The following is a 19,025-nucleotide window of genomic DNA, read 5'->3' on the forward strand; positions in this document are numbered from 1 at the left end:
GGCCTATTCCGCGGCCAGCGACTTCGCGCGCAGCGGCAGGCCGAGGCGGTCCCACACTTGCAGCAGCGCTTCGGCGAGCTGATCGATAAGGCCGTCGTCGTGATACGGCGAGGGCGTGATGCGCAGGCGCTCGGTGCCCTTGGCGACGGTCGGATAGTTGATCGGCTGGATGTAGATCCCGTGCTGTTCGAGCAGCAGGTCGGAAGCCTGCTTGCACTTCTCGGGATCGCCGACGAACAGCGGTACGATGTGTGTGTCGCTCGACATCACCGGCAGGCCGGCGGCATTGAGGATCGCCTTGACCCGGGCGGCACGGTCCTGGTGGCGCTCGCGCTCCCAGCTCGACGTCTTCAGGTGCCTGATCGCCGCGGTCGCGGCCGAGCAGACCGCCGGCGGCAGCGCGGTGGTGAAGATGAAGCCCGGCGCATAGGAGCGCACGGCGTCGATGATCTGGCCGTTGGCGGCGATGTAGCCGCCGAGACAGCCGAACGCCTTGGCCAGCGTGCCCTCGAGAATGTCGATGCGATGCATCACGCCGTCGCGCTCGGCGATGCCGCCGCCGCGCGGGCCGTACATGCCGACGGCGTGGACTTCGTCGACATAGGTCATCGCGCCATATTTCTCGGCGAGATCGCAGATCCTGGCGAGCGGCGCGACATCGCCGTCCATGGAATAGAGACTCTCGCAGACGATCAGCTTCGGCCGATCGGGACCGGCCGCTTTCAACAGCTCTTCGAGATGCGCAACGTCGTTGTGGCGGAACACGATCCGCTCGCAGCCGGACTGGCGGATGCCCTCGATCATCGAATTGTGGTTGAGCTCGTCCGACAGGATCAGGCAGTTCGGAATGAGCTTTGCGATGGTCGGGATGCCGGTCTGGTTCGAGACATAGCCCGAGGTGAACAGCAGCGCGGCTTCCTTGCCGTGGAGATCGGCGAGCTCGGCTTCGAGCTGCACCAGCGGATGATGCGTGCCGGCGATGTTGCGGGTGCCGCCGGCGCCGGTGCCGACGCGCGTGGCAGTCTCGACCATGGCGCCGACCACCTTCGGATGCTGGCCCATGCCGAGATAGTCGTTGGAGCACCAGATCACGACGTCGCGCTTGCCCTTGGGCGAGTGCCAGACCGCATGCGGGAACCGGCCGGCCGTGCGTTCGAGGTCGGCGAACACGCGATAACGCCGCTCGGTGTGGAGACGATCGAGGGCGGAATCGAAGAATTGGGCGTAATCCATCGGCAAACCTGCAACGGAACCTGACCAAGGGGACGGGTCTACTTAGAGCTTTTCCAGCTCCAATGTCTATGCGCTATCCCACATTTGGATCTGTGGGGCATTTGGGCAAAATGCCCTATCCGGCGCGTCTCAGTTTGATCCCGATCAATCCTGCGCGACATATAATGCTGCTCTGCACCATCTGCCGGGGCGACCCAGCCTATGGTCTTCCGTCGCGGCCCGGCGCGCGCTTTCCTTGCTCAACCAAGCTCTCGAAAGGACCCTTCCATGAAGCGCGTGATGATCCTCAACGGTCCCAACCTCAACATGCTCGGCATCCGCGAGCCGCACATCTACGGCACGACGACGCTCGCGGAGGTCAACGCGAGCTGCGAGGACGCAGCCGCCAGGCTCGGCCTCAAGCTCGCCTTCCACCAGTCCAATCACGAGGGCGTGCTGGTTGATCTGATCCAGTCGGCGCGGCAGGACGCCGAGGCCATCGTCATCAATCCGGCCGGCCTCTCCTTCACCTCGGTCTCGATCATGGACGCGATCAAGACGTTCGAGGGCCCGGTGCTGGAGGTGCACATCTCCAACATCCACGCCCGTGACGAATATCACCGGCATTCCAAGATCTCGTTCGTGGCGACCGGCGTGATCTGCGGGCTCGGGCCGTTCGGCTACATCGCGGCGCTGCACGCGATCGCGAATATGAAGTGAGGCGCCAGCCGCGCCGGAGGTCTGCTCCCTCGCCCCGTTCTTACGGGGAGAGGGTTGGGGTGAGGGGCTGTTTCGGCAATGATGGTGAGAGTTGGACTCGCGGAGACTCCCCCTCACCCGCCACGCTTCGCGTGTCGGCCTCTCCCCGCAGGCGGGGAGAGGCGAATAACTCACGTCGTCCGAAACTGCAGCACGCCGTCCTGCATCTCGGGCGTGAGGCGGCCCTCGACGATCATGTAGTTGACGTGGGCGACGAGCTCGCCGGCGGCAAAGCCCATCTGGTGCTCGTCCAGCACGTGCTTGTTGAACACCACGGGCACCAGAGCGCGCGAGGTTTGCGGCACCTCACGGCAGGCTTCCGCGATCAATCGGCAGCGCTCTTCATGGTGGTCGGCGAGCTGCTTGATGCGGGTCTTCAATCCGTAGAACGGCACGCCATGGCCAGGCAGCACCAGCACGTCATAGGGCAGCGTCGTGGTGAGGCTGGCGAGCGAGGCCAGATATTCGCCGAGCGAATTCTGGTCGGGCTCGACCGCCCAGACGCTGACATTCGGCGAGATCTTGCTCAGCACCTGGTCGGCGGAGAGGAACAGCTTGTCGTCGGCGCAATACAGCATCACCTGGTCGAGGGCGTGGCCGCCGCCGGTGATGACCTTGAAGCGGCGCGTGCCGATCACGACGTCGTCGCCATGCGAGATGCGGCGGTAGGACGGCGGCAGCACCGAGACGCGCTTCAGATAGTCCTGGCCGCGGCCGAGCAGCTTTTCGGTGAGCGACTCGTCCATGCCATGGCGGCGGAAGAACAGCCGCTGCGCCTCGCGCCGCTCCTCGGTGCCGCGGTTCTGGTGATAGACCGATTGCAGATATTCGACCTGCGACATCACCAGCGGGCAGCCGAACCGCTCGACGATCCAACCGGCGAGACCGACATGATCCGGGTGGGAGTGGGTGACGATCAGGCGCGTGATGTTGACGCCTTTCAGCGGTCCGTCGAACAGCTTCGTCCAGGCCTCGATCGTCTCCTCGTTGCCGAAGCCGGCATCGATCATCGCATAGCCGTCGCCATCGGCGAGCAGGTAGATGTTCACGTGGTTGAGGCGGAACGGCAGCTTCAGCCGCGCCCACAACACGCCGGGCCGCACCTCGACCACCTGTTCGGGGCCGGGATGCTGTTCCCAGGGGTAGCGCAGGGCCTCGGCCGAGGACTGCGGGGTGTCGGTTTTCGAGCTCATGCTATCGGCTTAAACCCAGCGCGCGCGGGGCGCCAGCCGAAAAAGGATGCTGGGCGGCGACAGCATGGCGGTCATACCGAGGCAGTTTTCCGTAGCCCGGATTGCGCTGCGCTCCATCCAGGCTACAGGACAGGGACTTACGCCGCCCGCATGTCGTTGAGGAAGGCGTCGATCTCCCCGCGCAGCATATCGGCCTCGCGGCGCAGCGCGTCCGAGGCGCCCAGCACCTCGGTGGCCGCAGCGCCGGCTTCGGCGGACGCGGTAGAGACGCCGACGATGTTGCTGGAGACCTCGCTGGTGCCGCCGGCGGCATGCTGGATGTTGCGGGCGATTTCGCGCGTGGCGGCGCCCTGCTCCTCGACCGCTGCTGCGATCGTGGTGGTGACGTCGTTGATCTCGCCGATGATCCGGCCGATGCCCTGGATGGCGCCGACCGCGGAGGTCGTGACTGACTGCATGCTGGCGATCTGGGTGCGGATCTCGTCGGTCGCCTTGGCGGTCTGGCTCGCCAGGCTCTTCACCTCGGAGGCAACCACCGCGAAGCCGCGGCCGGCCTCGCCGGCGCGTGCCGCCTCGATGGTGGCGTTGAGCGCGAGCAGATTGGTCTGCGAGGCGATGGTCTGGATCAGGTCGACGACGACGCTGATGCGGCTCGCGCTGTCGGCAAGGCTCTGCACCGTGGCGTCGGTCGCTCCCGCTTCGTCGACCGCCTTTTTGGCGATCTCGGCGGAGGTCACGACCTGACGGCTGATCTCCTGGATCGAGGAGGACAGCTGCTCGGTGCCGGCCGAGACGGTCTGCACGTTGACCGACGTCTCCTCCGCGGCGGAGGCGACCGCGTTGACCAGCGCGTTGGACTGGTCGGCGGTGTTCGACATGCTCTGCGCGGTCGATTGCATCGAATTGGCCGATTGGGCCAGATTGTCGAGCGCGGAGCGCACCGTGCTTTCGAACTGGGCGATCTTCGCCTCCATGCGCGCGGCGCGCTCGGCCTTGGCGATACGGTCCTTGTCCTGCTCGCTGGTCAGCGCGCGGGTCTCGATCATGCTCTCCCGGAACACCTGCAGCGTGTTCGCCATGACGGAGATTTCGTCGTTGTGGTTCTTCGAGCGGTAGATCTCGGTTTCGAGATCGCCGTTCGCGAGCAACTGCATCGACTGATGCAAGGCGCCGATCCGGCGCAGGATGTTACGGCCGACATAGAGCCAGACGAACAGCGCCGAGCCGACCAGCATCAGCGCGCCCAAGCCCAGCATGACCGACGTCGCGAGCGAAATCTCCTGCCGCGCCTGGAAGGTCGAGGTGTTGGTCTCTTTCTGCACGCCGTCGACGAGCTGCTGCACGCTGATGCCGAGCCCGACATTGAGCTTGCGGGTCTCGTCCAGGATGGTCTGGCCGTAGTCGATGGAGTCGAGCTCTTTCTCGCGCAGATTGAACACGCCGGTCTTGCCGGTGCCGAGCGCGAGCAGCTTTTCCGCGGTGTCGCGCAGCATCTTGTTGCCCTGGTTGTCCGGCAACAGATCGAGGTTCGACCGCAGGCGCCCCTGCGCCGTCTTGAATTCCTTCTGGATGTCATCGAGCTTGTCGCTGGTGTTCGCCGACAGCGCCGCGCTCATGTTGGCGGCGGCGAGATTACCGCTGGCGACGACGTTGCCGAGCTGACCGACGGTCTGCGCGGCGTCGGTCGCGTCTGCGGCTGACAGGTCGGCTGAACCGAGAATGGCATTGACGCGGGTCTGCGCGTCCAGCATCGCCGGACTCGCTGCGCCGACGAACGCGCCCTGCGCGGCGCGAAGCGCGTCATATTGCTTGTCGTGCAGCGCCGCGATGTCGAGCCGTTCGCGGGCGGCTTTCGTCAGGCTCTGAGCCGCCTCGTTGATGCTCTTCATCGTCTCGCTGAGCCCGGAGACGACGCTCTTGTCGCCGCCGAGCTCGATGATCTCGTTGAGCTTCTGCTGCGTCTGCTCCTGTAATTCCCTGAGTTTCTTGGTGCGCTCGTTCAGAGCGTCCTCGCTCTGCGCCGCAAGCAGGGCCGGTCCCTGCGCCGCGAGGCTCGCACTCAGCGCCGACAATTGCAGGCTGGCGGAAAGGCGCGGAATGTCCCGTCCGCTCAGTTCAGTCATGCGTCCGCCGAGATTCTGCAGCGCAAGGCCGGCGCCGGCCGCGATCACGAGGCCCATGCCCGCGATGATCGCAAACGCCGCGAACAGGCTGCCGCGCACGCCCCATTTCGGCATTCTGAAACGCGGACGGAAACTGCCAAGGAAGCGGCCAAGGCCCAAACGGATCGGCATCGAAAATTCCCCCAATGTTCTTCTATTTGTGGCTGCAGTATCGGCAGCACCGGTTAAGGAATCGCAATGAGCCCAATCGGTTGACGTTGTTCCGCAGAGCGAAAAAAGAGGGGCCGGCAACGAGGCCGGCCCCTTCATCTTGATAAGGTCCTGGTAACCGATCAGTAGCGCGCCATGGCCGGGCTCGCCCAGTTGAAGCGGTAGTTGACGCCCGCCTTGAAGGTATGGTCGTCGGTGGTGAAGGCGCCGGTGCCGGCGAGCGGACCGGCGGTGAAGCTGGCGTCGCCGAAATTGTAGTACTGGTACTCGGCCTTGGCCGACCAGTTCGGGGCGAACATGTATTCGAGGCCGGCGCCGACGGTGTAGCCGTTGCGGTGATCGCCGGTGATGACGAAGGCGGCCGGCACGCCGCCGACGGTGACCCTCTCGTTGTTGTCCGAATAGGCGTAGCCGCCCTTCACATAGACCAGGCCGGGACCCCAGGTGTAGCCGACGCGGCCCGTGATCGAGCCGAGGCCGCGCTGGTCGTTGGTGTAGGCGATGCCGCCCGGGAACACGGCGCCGACGCTGCCGGAGAGCCAGGAATACTGGCCTTCGACGCCGACCACGAAGTTCGGGTGGAACTGCCAGTCCGCACCGACCTGCACGCCGCCGAGGAAGCGGCCGTTGCCGTTGTTGCCGGTGGAAAGGCCATTGAAATTGTTGTCGCTGGAGAACGCGCCGCCGACATGGGCGCCGAGATAGAAGCCCGTCCAATTGTAGATCGGCGCGGCGTAGGCCGGCGCGGGCGTCTTGTAATAATTGCGGTTGCCGAGATCGGCACCGACGGCCGGCGCAGCCGCGCCCAACACGAGCAGCGCCACGGTCGCAAACAGAATCTTCTTCATCGTCTTGAACTCCAACACGTAAGGTCCCCGGCAGGCGCGTTTTCTGCGCCGCATTGGTTTTGCAGATAGCTCGCTTTTGACGAAAATGCTGTCACATCCGTGGCACAGCGACGGCCAACGTAACTTGTTGGGCCGTAAATGATTTTCGTGCTTAATGGCAACTTAAGAAGTGGTGAAGGAAGGCTTAAAGGCGCACTCTGTCGGTAACTTGCGCGCGCCTTGCGTTAACCAAGACGCCGCCGTGCCTCATCGCGCATCTGCGCGCGAAAGGCGGCGCGCTTTGCCGGCCTGTCTTCCTCACGCACGTCGTGTCGATCGAAGATGTCGAACTTCTCCAGGATCGGATAGCGCTCGCTCGCCATCGCGAGCACGCGCAGTATCCTGGTCCCCTCCGGCGTCGGGCCGCTGACCTCCCAGCGCCGGATGGTGTCGGCGCCGCCTCTTTCCGGCAGTCCGCAAAGCTTGGCCATGTCGGCCGCGCTGAGCTTGCGCTCGAGGGCATCGGAGAGGTCGTTGCGAAGCTGCTTCAGTTCGGCGCCGGTCATGCTTGCGTCCAGGGAAGTCACTGAAAGCAATGCACTAGCGCTGATTCGGGTCCATCCGAAGACGGTGTGAGTCCGCCGCGCTCCGGCACCTTCGTCCGCACACGGAGTTATGAAGGGAGAACCCATGGAAATTTGCCGATGCATGAACACTTGGCATATCGGGGCGCGCAACGGGTGAAGGGATCAGCCATGAAAACCATCAGACTCGCCATTTCCGCGCTGATCACGACGGGACTGCTTGCCGCACCATTCGCAGCTGAGGCGAAAAAGGTCCGGTCCAGCCGGCAATACAGCACTGGTGTGGTGGCTCCGACCTATGGCGGAGCCGGAGCGCCGGCCGCGCAACCGAGGGCGGCCTACGGATCGTCGGGACAGACGGTTGGCACTGTCACCGCGCCGTCGATCGGATCATACAATTGGCCCTCGGTCGGCGTGACCAACTCGGCTCCCACCTGGAGCAACACCACGAGATAGAGGGCTCCGGCAAGGTGGAGGCCACTGGCGGATCAACGCATGCCGCTCGCCGATCCCGAGAGCAGATAAAGCGCGATGAGCAATGTCGCGACCGATAGCATCGTCGTGATCGAGACCGTGGCCGCAACCAGCTTCTCCTCGACCTTGTGTTCATGTGCGAGGACGTAGACGGTTTTCGCCGTCGGCACGGCCGCGCAGATGACCGCCGCAACCGTGTAGAGAGGGGTGAGGCCGATCACGACGCAAAGCCCGTAGACGATGAGCGGCATGACCACCAGTTTCACCGCGGCGAGCGCAAACGACGCTTTCAGGTTGGACCGCAAGCCCTCGATGGACAGGCCAAGCCCAATGGCGAACAGCGCGCACGGCGTGAGCGCGGCAGCGATCATGTTGAGATAGGCCGCGACCGGTGCCGGAATCGGCAGTCCCGTCACCGCCCAGGTGAGGCCGATGAACGTCGACAGCACCATGGGATTGAGCAGGATCTGCTTTGCCAGTCCCATAGAGCGCACGGAGGCCCCGCGTGCATCGCGCTTTTCCAGCAGGATCACCGTGATCGGAAACATCACCGCGGCCACGAACACCGTTGCGACGGCCGCGGGCAGGACGGCGGGTTGGCCGTAGATCGCATGCAGGATCGGCAGCGCAACGAACCCGGTGTTGGTCATCGCCGCCGCCATCCCGTGAATGGTGCTGCTGGCGAGGTCGTGTTTGCCGCCTGCGCGGACCGGCACGAACACGAGCGCGAAGCAGATCAGCGAGCCGCCGCCGAAGGCGAGCAGAAAACGCCATTCCAGGAGATTGCGCGCCGGCTCCTGGGCGATCGTGACAATCAACAGCGCCGGCATCGCCACGTTGTAGGCGAAATGCACCAGGGCATCGGCCAGCGCCCGCGAGAGATAGCCGAGCTCGCCGGCGAGCCAGCCGGTGACGATGATCGCGAATACGGGAAGAACGAGGCTGGCGACCTCCATCCGGCTTCCCCCTCATTTTCGAACAGGGAGGGTAGACCGGCAATGGACTGGCGTCACTCCGTGATTTGTGGGTCGCCTTGATTTGTCGGAGGAGAATCCGCCTCGCTAGATTCCCCGGCGCCCCTGGTCTCCGATCACGCAGCGCCAGGCCGCCAGGCGCTCGGCCGGATGCTGGTTCATCCATTCGGCAAGCTGCGGCGCGCCCATCAGGCAGGCCTGCACCGAGATTTGCGCAAAGTCCGACGTGGTGACGATCTGCTCGTGACAATTGGAGGGAGAGGCGAGGCTGCAAAGCACGGCGATGATCTTGATCACGATACGTTACCTCCGTCGCGGCCGATGAACGGGCGACGGATCGCCGGCTTTCCCTGGCCCTCGTCCGTCGGATCGACCGGCGGGAAGATGCTGTCGTAGATCGCCCGCGCTTCCTGGATGAGGCGCGTTCGCTCGCGCTCGGACTTCGAGACAAATCGAATAACTTCGCCCATGTTGGCTCCGAATAACAGTGTGAGTCCGTCATGAGATGACGTCGATCATTCAAACGTCATCTATGGTCATGCCGTTAAGCTTTGAAGCGGCCGGTCCAGTCACGACCGGATAAAAAGCGCGTGACCAGGCTGCGCAGTTCCCAGCATCCCGGTGCGTCTTGCTTGCTGGGTTGTTGAGCTGCCCATCACATCACGTTCGTGCCAGCCGCGACGAGCGACTATGGCGTCAAGTCACCCCTTGCCGACATGAGCAAGGATGATCTCACGAAAGCAAATGCCGCTGAATCGAATATGTTTCGCCTCGCTCGGCGTGCAAGTTTTTGGAACCATCACGGAAATCAATGAACGAGGACGAGCCGCCTCAGGCCGCTGGCGCGTGCTCCTTCCGTCCGGGCACGGCTGCGAGCAATTCGCGCGTATAGGCGTGCTCGGGCGCGGCGAACAGTTGCGCCGTCGGCTTCAGCTCGACGATAGCGCCGCGCTGCATCACCGCGATGCGGTCGCAGATCTGGGCCGCGACGCGCAGATCGTGGGTGATGAACAGCATCGACAGGCCGAGGCGCGCCTTGAGATCTTCCAGCAACTTCAACACCTGCGCCTGCACCGAGACATCGAGCGCGGAGACGGCCTCGTCCGCGACGATGATCTCCGGCTCGAGCGCGAGCGCGCGGGCAATGCCGATACGCTGGCGCTGGCCGCCGGAGAATTCATGCGGATAGCGCTCGAGCGCGCCGGCATCCAGCCCGACCATCCTGAGGAGATCGCGGGCGCGGTCGAACGCCACCTTCGGATCGGTCCCGGCTGCGATCGGCCCGTCGGCGATGATGTGGCCGATCTTGCGGCGCGGATTGAGCGAGGCGAACGGATCCTGGAAGATCATCTGGATGCGATGGCGCTCGCCGCGCAGCACCTTGCCGGAAAGCGAGGTCAGGTCGGTCTCGCCGATCCGCACCGTGCCGCGGTCGGCTTCGATCAGTCGCATCACCAGGCGCGCTACTGACGACTTGCCCGAGCCGGATTCACCGACGAGGCCGAGCGTCTCGCCCTTGAGGATGTTGAAGTTGACCGCGCGCGCCGCATCGACGCGGCGGGCCTGGCGGAACCAGCCGCCCGACGTGACGTAGGTCTTGTCCAGCCCGATCACCTCGACGGCCTTGGCCCGATCGTCCAATGGCTCTCGCGGCGGCGGATCCATCGAGGGCACGGCGGCAAGCAATGCCTTGGTGTAGTCGTGCTGCGGCTCGTTGAAGATGGCCGCGGCCGGACCTTCCTCCACGACCTTGCCGTGGCGGAGCACCACGACCTGGTCGGCGATGTCGGCGACCACGCCGAAATCATGGGTGATGAACATCACCGCCATGTTGCGGCTCCGCTGGAGGTTGCGGATCAGCTTCAGGATCTGGGCCTGCGTGGTGACGTCGAGCGCGGTGGTCGGCTCGTCCGCGACCAGCACCGCGGGCTCGAGCGCGAGCGCCATCGCGATCATGGCGCGCTGGCGTTGGCCGCCGGAGAGCTGGTGCGGATAGGCGCGCACGATACGCTCAGGGTCGGGCAGGCCGACTTCGCTTGCCAGCGCCAGCGCCTTGGCCCGCCGCTCCTTCGGCGTGAGCAGGCCGTGCGCCTCGAACATCTCCGCCATCTGGTCGCCGATCCGCATCAACGGATTGAGCGCGGTCATCGGCTCCTGGAAGATCATCGCCAGCCGACGGCCGCGCAGATCGCGCCAGCCGTCGTCAGCGAGCTTGAGCAGGTCCCGGCCCTCGAACTGGATTTCACCGGAGGTGACCGAGACCGTATCCGGCAAAAGGCCCATCAGCGCATGCGCGCACATCGACTTGCCGGAGCCGGACTCGCCGACGACGCAGACGATCTTGCCGGGCTGCAGATCGAGCGAGACACCGTCGACCGCGAAGGGGCGCTCGGCGCCCTTGGGCAGCGCGATCCACAAGTTCCTGATGGAGACGGCGGGCGGGGCGGTCATCGTCAGCGGCCCTCCCGCGACAGGCGCGGATTGAGCGCATCGTTGAGGCCTTCGCCGATCAGGTTCAGCCCGAGCACCGAGATCAGGATGGCGATGCCGGGAAACACGGTGATCCACCAGGCCTGCCGGATCACGGTGCGGCCGGCGCCGACCATGTAGCCCCAGGAGATCAGATTGGGATCGCCGAGGCCGAGGAAGGACAGCGAGGATTCAAGCAGGATCGCGGTGGCCACCATCAACGAGGCCAGCACGATCACGGGCGACAACGCGTTGGGCAGGATCTCGCGCAGGATGATCCAGCTGTTGCTCTGGCCGGTGACGACGGCGGCCTGGACATATTCGCGCGTGCGCAGCGACAGCACCTCGCCGCGAACGAGGCGAGCGACCGGCGGCCAGCTCACCACCGCGATCGAGGCGACGATCGAATAGATCGAGGGCTGCAGGATGGCGACCAGCACGATCGCGAGCGCGAAGCTCGGAATGGTCTGGAAGAACTCGGTGAAGCGCATCAGGGCGTCGTCGACCTTGCCGCCGAAATAACCGGCCATGGCACCGATCGGCACGCCCACGATCAGCGCCGCCAGCGTGGAGACGAGACCGACCAGCAGCGAGACGCGGGCGCCGAAAATCATGCCGGCGAAGATGTCGCGGCCGAGCGCGTCGGTGCCGAGCGGCACGGCCCCGAGCGTGAACGGCGGCAGGAACGGCCGCTGCACCATGCGCCAGGGCGAGTTCGGGAACAGCATCGGTCCGAACACCGCGACAGAGATTGCAACCAGGAGGATGACGAGCCCGATGACGCCGCTCGGGCTCTTCAGCATCGATTTCCAGAACTGTTTCATGCGGCGTATTCGATCCGCGGATCGACCAGGCGATAGACGAGGTCGGTGATGAGGTTGAAGGTGAGGACCATGGCGGAGCAGATCACGAACACGCCGAGCAGCAGATTGTAGTCCCGCTGCAGCAGCGCGTCGTACATCAGCCGCCCGATGCCGGGCCAGGCGAACACGGTCTCGGTGATGACGGCGCCGCCGATCAGCGTGCCGGAATGCACGCCGGCGAGCGTCACCACCGGCAGCAGCGCGTTGCGCAGCACGTGGCGGCGCTGGATCACGGCGTCGGAGAGCCCCTTGGCGCGCGCCGTCTTGACGAAGTCGAGGCGTTTCACCTCCAGCATCGAGGCGCGCGTCATGCGGGTGTAGGTCGCCATGAAGAACAGTCCCAGCGTCATCGCCGGCATGATCAGGTGCTTTGCGACGTCGAACGCGTGGGCAAGGCCGGTGAGATTGGCGCCGACCGTCTCGTAACCGAAGCTCGGCAGCCAATCCATCGTGACCGAGAACAGGAGGATGCCCATCAGCGCCACCCAGAAGATCGGCATGGCGTAGAAGATCAGAGCGAACACGGTGATGGCGGTGTCGAGGAAGGTTCCGGCAAAGCGCGCGGCGAAGGTGCCGAACAGGATGCCGAGCGTGAGCGAGATCGCGAAGGCGGTCAGCGTCAACAACAGCGTCGCCGGCAGCCGCTCGCCGATCAGTTTTGCGACCGGAGCCTGCTGGCGGAAGGAAAAGCCGAGGTCGAGGCTGACGACGCCCTTGACGTAGATGAAGAGCTGCTCGGGCAGCGGCTTGTCGAGCCCGAACTTCTCCCGAAGCTGCTTGACGAAGACCTGATCGCTGGCCCCGGCCTCGCCCGCCATCACGATCGCGGGATCGCCGGGCGCCAGGCGGATCAGGAAGAAATTGAGAACGACGATCGCGAGCAGGACGATCACGCCCTTCAGGACGCGCTGAGCAACGAAGGAGAGCATCTAGTGAGTCATATTGGTGATGTGACCTGGCGCCACGGAGACGGAGTGACTCCCTCGCCCCGCTTGCGGGGAGAGGGTTGGGGTGAGGGGGACTTCCCGCGAGCGTATCAGCAGTTGGACTCGTGGAGACTCCCCCTCACCCGAATGTGCGCTATGCGCACATTCGACCTCTCCCCGCAGGGGAGAGAGGTAAGAGGCTTCACTTGTCGAGCCATGCGTCCTTGAAGCCGTCATTGACCCCGATCCCCGTGGTGATCAGGTTCTTGACCTTGCAGCGCATGATGGTCGGAAATTGCAGCTCGAGCATCCAGGCAACCGGCACGTCCTCGACCAGGATCTTCTGCGCCTTCTCGTAGATCTCCTTGCGCTTGGAATCCGGCGTTGCAACCGCGCCCTCGGCGAACAGCTTGTCGATATCCGGGTTGGAGTAACCCTCGACGTTGTTGAACATCTGGCCCTTGGCGATGTTGCTGGAGATGTAGTTGCGTCCCACTCCGAGCGCGGGGTCGCCGTACTGGTAGAGATAGGTAAAGGCGATGTCGTAATCCCACTCGGCGATCTTCTGGTTGCCGCCGGCGACGTCGGTGGCGATCGTCTCGATGGTCATGCCGACATCCTGGAGGTTCTGCTTGACGGCTTCGCCCCAGCGCTGCCAGGTCTCGCCATAGGCGAGCGGCAGCAGGCGGATCTTTTCGCCCTTGTAGCCGGCTTCCTTCAGCAGTGCCTTGGCCTTGGCCGGATCGTAGGGGTATTTCTTCACGTCATCGGTATAGAACTTGATGGTCGAGGCCGACGGGCCGGTGGCGACCTTGCCGAGCCCGTTCCAGATCACGTCCTTGGCGAAGTCGCGGTCGACCGCATACATGATCGCCTGCCGCACCCGCTTGTCGGCGAGCGGACCCTGGCGGTTGTTCAGCCACAGCCAGGCCAGCGGCGAGAAGAATTCCCAGCCGGCGCCGGTGACGCAGGTGTCCTTCAGCTTGGACAGCCGCGGCACGTCGAAATTCTCGACCGAGCCGCCGGGCAGCACGTCGACCTTGCCGGTCTCGTAAGCCACCGAGCGCGCGGCGGCGTCCGGGATGATCTGCCAGTAGATTTCGTCGAGATGGGGCTTGCCCTTCTCGTGGTAGTTCGGGTTCTTGACCAGTCGGATGAACGAGCCCTTCTGCCATTCCTTGAACATGAAGGGGCCGGTGCCGATGGGTGCGTTGTTGTAGGGGTTGGTCTTCCAGTCGGTGCCTGCATAGAGATGCTTCGGCACCATCGGCATCGAGCCGACCTCGAAGATGCCGAGGAACGGGCCGAACGGCTGCTTCAGTGTGAAGACCACCGTATGATCGTCCGGCGTCTCGACCTTGTCGACCTGCGCCAAATTGGTGCGGGCGCGCGCATGGGTCTGCTTCAGCATCTCGATCGAGAACAGCACGTCGGCGGCGGTGAAGGGCTTGCCGTCGTGCCAGGTCACGCCCTTCTTCAGCTTGAAGATGTAGGTCTTCGCGTCCTCGCTGACGCTCCAGCTCTCGGCGAGCTCCGGCAGGGGATCGAGCTTGGGGCTGTAGCGCAAGAGGCCTTCGAAGATGTTGCCCGAGACCATCTGGGTCGGGCCGTTCTGGACCTGCGCAAGCATCAGGCCGGGCGGCTCGGGCTGGATCACGGCATTGATCACACCCCCCGTCTTCGGCTCTTGCGCCAGCGCAGGGGCCGCAAGGCCGCAAGCCAGGAGGAGACCAAGCAACACTCGTTTTGGCATGTCGTAATCTTTCTCAAGCGAGACCAGCCGGAAACGCTTCGCACGCGCCCTCGCGCGCAAAGCGACGGTCGGTCCATCCCAGTCCCCATCCGCCATCGAGGCTCACACAGTCCCGTTCGGCGCGGCAAGATGAAAGTCGCGACAGTGCTCGCACAAAAAATGTACAGCTCGTCCTGTTTCTCCGCCTGTGCGACGGCACGGCAGATCGGCCAGCTCCGAGGGATCAGGCGGCCTTCAGAAGTGAAGAGAGCATGCAGGGGCAGTGCACAAGTCCGCGCCTGCGACCAAAAGCATCAGCCCCTCATTTTGCGCCGAGCGCCCGCCGCAATTCGTCGAGCGCCTCTGCAAGCTGCTCGCGGTGCGCGATGTCGTCCTTGGGCAGCGCGGCGACGCTGCCGGCGAGCTCCCGCAGGATTCCGGCCAGAAGGCCGAAGTTGATGTGCAGATGCACCGATTTGCGTTCATCGGCCGCACCAGGATGTTGCAGCACCAGCGCAATGCCGCTGCCGTCGAGCTTCGCCTCGAAGCGGGACGAATGCTCGAAGGTGCCGACATAGAATTTGTCGGGATATTCGAGTGCGACCTCTGCCTTGTCGGGAACCGGCTTGGACATGCGAACCTCATCTATGCCCGCGCATTCTGGCCGGGAATGAGCCGGCCCGCCTTGCGCCAGGTCAGAGGCGGTCGACGCCAAATTTGATCCGGATCAAAGCCGGCCCGCCGCTTTTGCGATCGAATGGCAAGTAGCGGGACGCGGCTGCGCATCCCGTTTGCTTGAGCCGTGAGACGATGGATGGACATTCAGGCCACGACTATCCCTGCGGATGACGACGGCGGATCCGATGTCGCCGGTCTTGAGCCGTCGCCGGATGCGGGCGTGCAGCACTGCCTGCAATTGCTCGGCAATGTCGGCTTGCGCCCGACACGCCAGCGCGTGGCGCTGGGCCGATTGCTGTTCCTGGGCGGCCATCGTCACGTCACCGCAGAAAGTCTCTACGCAGAAGCGATGGCTGCGAACGCATACCTGTCGCTCGCCACCGTCTACAACACGCTGAACCAGTTCACCGAAGCGGGCCTCTTGCGCCGGATCGCGGCCGACGGCATCAAGTCGTTCTTCGACACCGACACGTCCCTGCATCCGCATTTCTATCTCGAAGGCGAGGACGTGCTGGTCGACGTGGCCGAGGGCCTCGCCTTCACCAAGATGCCCGAGGCGCTTCCCGGCCACGAGATCGCGCGGCTCGATGTCGTCGTCCATTTACGCCGGAAGCGAACCTAGCGCTTGCGCTGCAGGGAGGCTAAGACGCCTCACTGCAACCCGGCGCGGCGGAATCCCTCCAGATAGTGTTCGCGATCTCGCTCATTGGCCCACGGTAGCTGCGTCGCGATCCAGTGCAGCGAGATGCCCGGCTGGGTGCGGCGGAGCTCTCCGAGTGCCATTTCCGCAAGCGTGCCATCGCCAGTCATGCCGGCGGAGACGGCGAGCACGCGGTATGCGCCGGTAAGATCGCCGCGGTGGCGGATCGCCTCGCGCGCCAGCGCGATGGCCTCGCCATAGTGCCGTTCGGTGAAGCGCGCATAGGCGGCGATACCGTGATAGATCGCCAATGACGGATCGCGCGGCGACAACCGGATCGCCTTTTGCGCGGCCTCGAACGAGTCGTTCGAGCGTCCGGCATAGGACAGTGCCAGCGCGTAATAGCCCTGCGCCAGCGAGAAGTTCGGATTGAGCGCGAGCGCCTGCTCGAACTCGGACAGCGCGTCTGGGAGCCTGCGGGTCGAGAAGCAGACGCTGCCGAGCGCGGCATGTGCCCAGGCGTCCTCATGGTCGCAGCGTACCGCTTTGAGCGCGGCGGCTTCCGCGGACGGCGCAACCGCGGCCAGCTCGGTCCAGCCGAGATGCACGCCGAACATGTCGTTCACGGCCAGCACCGACAACGCCTGGCCGTAATCCGGATCGATCGCGATCGCGCGCGCGAGCAGCGCCTTCGCGGCCGCATGGTCCTGCCGGGTCACGCGCCAATAATGCGACAGCGCGCGCATCAACAGGTCCCAGGCGTCGAGGCTCGCCGGCGGCTTCCGACGGCTGCGGAAATTCTCGGCGGCGTGGATCTGCGGCTCGATCGCGGCGGCGATCGCGTTGGTGATCTCGTCCTGCACGGCGAAGACGTCGACGAGCTCGCGGTCATAGCGCTCGGCCCAGAGATGACCGCCCGACACGGCGTCGTTGAGCTGCGCGGTGATGCGCACCCGGTTGTCCGTCTTGCGCACGCTGCCTTCGACGATGTAGCGGACGCCGAGCTCCTCGGCGATCTGCCTGATATGGACCGCGCGTCCCTTGTAGGTGAAGGAGGAGTTACGGGCGATCACCATGAACCAGCGCTGCTTCGACAGCGCGGTGAGGATGTCCTCGCTGATCCCGTCGCCGAAATAGTCCTGCTCGGGATCCCCGCTCTTGTTCTCGAAGGCGAGCACCGCGACCGCCGGGCGGTCCGCCATGCGCGGGGGAGCGAGCCTGGCTTCGGTCCGCGCGGGCGATGCCGCCACCTCTTCCCGGACCTCGCCGACGAACCGAAAGCCCTTGCGCGGAATGGTCTTGATCAGGCGCTGGCTCGCGCCGTCGTCGCCGAGCGCCTTGCGCGCGGCGTTGATCCGGCTGTTGAGGGCGGAATCCGAGACGATGCGGTCGTTCCAGACCTGGCTGATCAGGTCATCCTTGCTGACCACACGCGCCCGTTGCGTGACCAGATAAAGCAGCAGATCGAACACCTGCGGCTGCAACGGGACGAGTTTTCCGTCGCAATTGAGCTCCCGGAGGTCGCCGTCCAGCACGTTGTTTTCAAAGCGAAATCGCACGTTCTCGTCGTCTCAAGCAAAAATCAAAGTCGTCTCAGGCGAAAATCAATCGTCCGCGAAAGCCGCGGGACGTCCGATCCGGCATGGTGCGAAGACCAAACCGTGTCGATGCCTCGGCACAACGGAGTGTTTCATGACCCAAATTGATCATCAGGTTCATTCTCTCGGCCCGGACGTTACGGGCTCTCGTATTTTCAGGTTCATCGCCTTTCTGTACGGAATTGCGGCGTATCTCGTGTTTTTCGTCACCATTCTCTACGCGATCGGCTTCGTCATGGGGGTGATGGTGCCCAAGACCATCGATACCGGTGCCGAAGCGCCCGTCGTTCGCGCGGTCGTCATCAATCTGCTGCTGATGTCGCTGTTCGCGGTTCAACACAGCGTGATGGCACGCCGGCAATTCAAGGATTGGTGGACGCAGTTCGTCCCCAAGCCAGTCGAGCGCTCGACCTACGTGTTGTTCGCGAGCCTGTCATTGCTCCTCCTGTTCTGGCAGTGGCGTCCGCTACCCGCGGTCATATGGGAGGTCGAGAACCCTGATCTTGCCGTGACACTGGTCACGTTGTCCTTCGCTGGCTGGGTGCTGGTGTTCACCTCGACCTTCATCATCAACCATTTCGAACTGTTCGGCCTGCATCAGGTGGCGAATCATCTCGTCGGCAAGGAAATGCAGCCGCCGCGTTTCAAGACGCCGCTGCTCTACAAGTTCGTCCGCCATCCGATCTATCTCGGTTTCATCATCGCGTTCTGGGCGGCGCCGGTCATGACCGCGGGTCATCTGCTGTTCGCGGCCGTGACCACGCTCTACATCTTCGTCGGCATCGCGCTTGAGGAGAGCGATCTCGTCGATCTCTTCGGCGACGAGTACCGGCAGTACAAGCAACGCGTCTCCATGCTTATTCCCTGGCGCCGGTCGGTATAGTCTAGGCCAAGCCCCGCGCATCCAATCGAAACGGCGCGCGGGGCGCCGACGCGCGATAGCGATCCATCGGAAAAAGGGAGACGTCCAAATGAAACATGTCGGAAACTGCTTCTGCGGCGCGGTCACGGTCGAGGTCACGGGCGCGCCGGAGGCGATGGGTTACTGCCATTGCCGCTCCTGCCGCTCGTGGTCGGGCGGCCCGGTCAACGCCTTCAGCCTGTGGAAGCCGGAAGCCGTGCGCATCACCGAAGGCGCTCAGAATGTCGAGACCTTCGTCAAGACGCCGCTCAGCCAGCGCAAATATTGCAGGAAGTGCGGTGGCCATCTCATGACCAACCATCCGCCGCTCGGTCTGGTCGACGTTTTCGCCGCCACCATCCCCACCCTCGCGTTCACGCCCGTCGTCCACGTCAACTATGCCGAGACCGTGCTGCCGATGCGCGATGGCCTGCCCAAGCTGAAAGATTTTCCCGCCGAGTTCGGCGGAAGCGGCGAAATGATGCAGGAATAGCGGCGCGCCTTTGGCATTTTTTCGAGAGGGCGGCAGAGCGCCGCCCTCTCTGTCTTCTTCCAAGAGAGAAGGATGAACGACTAGCCTCCGCGCGATTCGACCACCTTGCGGCAGGAATCGGACAGCTTCGACTTGTTCTCGCGCAGGCAGGCGTTCATCTGCGGCGGCTTGCCGATATGCTCGGCGCAGAATTTGCTGGCGTCGCCGCGGCAGGCCATTTGCTCCTGCACAGATGGACCGGACTGTGCGGCAGCAGGCAGGGCGGCAGCTGCGAGCAGCAGCGCGGCAAGAACCGAAATCTTCATAGAGCACCTCTTTGGAATTCTCGTTGGTCCCGACCGGGATCAATCGGGCCGGACCATTCCGCAA

General features: G+C 64.3%; 20 protein-coding genes. 5 read left to right on the forward strand and 15 right to left on the reverse strand.

The genetic code is table 11. The features are described 5' to 3' along the window. Window positions 1-3 precede the first annotated feature (3 nt). The gene (gene hemA, locus I6F33_RS00985; protein WP_035996665.1) at window positions 4-1,233 is read right to left on the reverse strand and encodes a 5-aminolevulinate synthase; all 1,230 of its coding nucleotides are present in this window, start codon (window positions 1,231-1,233) and stop codon (window positions 4-6) included. A gap of 267 nt (window positions 1,234-1,500) precedes the next feature. Between hemA and aroQ the strand changes: the two genes are divergently transcribed. Beyond that, window positions 1,501-1,932: a type II 3-dehydroquinate dehydratase gene (gene aroQ / locus I6F33_RS00990; RefSeq protein WP_035996668.1), complete on the forward strand. Its 432-nt coding sequence runs from the start codon at window positions 1,501-1,503 to the stop codon at window positions 1,930-1,932. Between the two features lie 170 nt (window positions 1,933-2,102). Here aroQ and I6F33_RS00995 read toward each other — a convergent pair whose 3' ends face one another. The 4 genes from I6F33_RS00995 to I6F33_RS01010 all read right to left on the reverse strand — a co-directional run bounded on the left by I6F33_RS00995 (window position 2,103) and on the right by I6F33_RS01010 (window position 6,890). Next, on the reverse strand, window positions 2,103-3,164 hold the full coding sequence (locus I6F33_RS00995) for an MBL fold metallo-hydrolase (protein WP_035996672.1): 1,062 nt from the start codon (window positions 3,162-3,164) through the stop codon (window positions 2,103-2,105). A 137-nt stretch (window positions 3,165-3,301) separates the two neighbouring features. Beyond that, a complete protein-coding gene (locus I6F33_RS01000) occupies window positions 3,302-5,458 on the reverse strand; it encodes a methyl-accepting chemotaxis protein (protein WP_225140740.1) in 2,157 nt (718 codons plus the stop codon). Window positions 5,459-5,619: 161 nt separating this feature from the next. Then, window positions 5,620-6,345, reverse strand: coding sequence for an outer membrane protein (locus I6F33_RS01005; RefSeq protein WP_035996788.1), 726 nt, complete (start codon window positions 6,343-6,345; stop codon window positions 5,620-5,622). 224 nt (window positions 6,346-6,569) lie between these two features. Then, window positions 6,570-6,890: a hypothetical protein gene (locus I6F33_RS01010; protein WP_035996689.1), complete on the reverse strand. Its 321-nt coding sequence runs from the start codon at window positions 6,888-6,890 to the stop codon at window positions 6,570-6,572. Window positions 6,891-7,079: 189 nt separating this feature from the next. On the opposite strand from I6F33_RS01010, the gene I6F33_RS01015 reads away from it, so the two are divergent. Next, window positions 7,080-7,364 carry a hypothetical protein gene (locus tag I6F33_RS01015; protein ID WP_035996692.1) on the forward strand — a complete coding sequence of 95 codons (285 nt, stop codon included), beginning with the start codon at window positions 7,080-7,082 and terminating at the stop codon, window positions 7,362-7,364. A 32-nt stretch (window positions 7,365-7,396) separates the two neighbouring features. Here the strand turns inward: I6F33_RS01015 and I6F33_RS01020 are convergent, their stop codons facing one another. The 8 genes from I6F33_RS01020 to I6F33_RS01055 form a co-directional block, all read right to left on the reverse strand. After that, on the reverse strand, window positions 7,397-8,338 hold the full coding sequence (locus I6F33_RS01020) for an AEC family transporter (protein WP_157285637.1): 942 nt from the start codon (window positions 8,336-8,338) through the stop codon (window positions 7,397-7,399). Between the two features lie 105 nt (window positions 8,339-8,443). Next, window positions 8,444-8,653: a hypothetical protein gene (locus I6F33_RS01025; RefSeq protein WP_035996696.1), complete on the reverse strand. Its 210-nt coding sequence runs from the start codon at window positions 8,651-8,653 to the stop codon at window positions 8,444-8,446. Further along, complete coding sequence (locus I6F33_RS01030; RefSeq protein ID WP_192893053.1) at window positions 8,650-8,826, reverse strand: hypothetical protein; 177 nt, start codon at window positions 8,824-8,826, stop codon at window positions 8,650-8,652. The genes I6F33_RS01025 and I6F33_RS01030 overlap by 4 nt, the downstream gene beginning before the upstream one ends. Before the next feature lie 361 nt (window positions 8,827-9,187). After that, window positions 9,188-10,807 (reverse strand): ABC transporter ATP-binding protein, encoded by a 1,620-nt coding sequence (locus tag I6F33_RS01035; protein ID WP_225140742.1) that lies wholly within the window; start codon window positions 10,805-10,807, stop codon window positions 9,188-9,190. A 2-nt stretch (window positions 10,808-10,809) separates the two neighbouring features. Next, complete coding sequence (locus I6F33_RS01040; RefSeq protein ID WP_035996700.1) at window positions 10,810-11,649, reverse strand: ABC transporter permease; 840 nt, start codon at window positions 11,647-11,649, stop codon at window positions 10,810-10,812. After that, a complete protein-coding gene (locus tag I6F33_RS01045) occupies window positions 11,646-12,617 on the reverse strand; it encodes an ABC transporter permease (protein ID WP_035996702.1) in 972 nt (323 codons plus the stop codon). Before I6F33_RS01045 ends, I6F33_RS01040 begins: the two co-directional genes overlap by 4 nt. A gap of 199 nt (window positions 12,618-12,816) precedes the next feature. Then, the gene (locus I6F33_RS01050) at window positions 12,817-14,367 is read right to left on the reverse strand and encodes an ABC transporter substrate-binding protein (protein ID WP_035996790.1); all 1,551 of its coding nucleotides are present in this window, start codon (window positions 14,365-14,367) and stop codon (window positions 12,817-12,819) included. A gap of 301 nt (window positions 14,368-14,668) precedes the next feature. After that, entirely contained in the window at window positions 14,669-14,980 is a 312-nt protein-coding gene (locus I6F33_RS01055) for a hypothetical protein (RefSeq protein ID WP_225140744.1), read from the reverse strand. A gap of 180 nt (window positions 14,981-15,160) precedes the next feature. Between I6F33_RS01055 and irr the strand changes: the two genes are divergently transcribed. Continuing rightward, window positions 15,161-15,646 carry a Fur family transcriptional regulator Irr gene (gene irr, locus I6F33_RS01060; protein ID WP_225140746.1) on the forward strand — a complete coding sequence of 162 codons (486 nt, stop codon included), beginning with the start codon at window positions 15,161-15,163 and terminating at the stop codon, window positions 15,644-15,646. A gap of 29 nt (window positions 15,647-15,675) precedes the next feature. Here the strand turns inward: irr and I6F33_RS01065 are convergent, their stop codons facing one another. Continuing rightward, the gene (locus tag I6F33_RS01065; RefSeq protein WP_225140748.1) at window positions 15,676-17,223 is read right to left on the reverse strand and encodes a winged helix-turn-helix domain-containing tetratricopeptide repeat protein; all 1,548 of its coding nucleotides are present in this window, start codon (window positions 17,221-17,223) and stop codon (window positions 15,676-15,678) included. A gap of 133 nt (window positions 17,224-17,356) precedes the next feature. Here I6F33_RS01065 and mddA point away from each other — a divergent pair, with 133 nt between their 5' ends. Together mddA and I6F33_RS01075 are read left to right on the forward strand one after the other, a co-directional pair. Next, on the forward strand, window positions 17,357-18,145 hold the full coding sequence (gene mddA, locus I6F33_RS01070; RefSeq protein WP_225140750.1) for a methanethiol S-methyltransferase: 789 nt from the start codon (window positions 17,357-17,359) through the stop codon (window positions 18,143-18,145). A gap of 88 nt (window positions 18,146-18,233) precedes the next feature. Then, entirely contained in the window at window positions 18,234-18,656 is a 423-nt protein-coding gene (locus tag I6F33_RS01075; RefSeq protein ID WP_225140752.1) for a GFA family protein, read from the forward strand. Between the two features lie 80 nt (window positions 18,657-18,736). Here I6F33_RS01075 and I6F33_RS01080 read toward each other — a convergent pair whose 3' ends face one another. Then, window positions 18,737-18,961, reverse strand: a complete 225-nt coding sequence (locus I6F33_RS01080; protein ID WP_036020653.1) for a hypothetical protein — start codon at window positions 18,959-18,961, stop codon at window positions 18,737-18,739. Window positions 18,962-19,025 lie beyond the last annotated feature (64 nt).

Origin of the sequence: Bradyrhizobium sp. BRP20, assembly GCF_020194215.1 — a bacterium.
In the GTDB taxonomy this organism is placed as follows: Bacteria; Pseudomonadota; Alphaproteobacteria; order Rhizobiales; family Xanthobacteraceae; genus Bradyrhizobium; species Bradyrhizobium yuanmingense.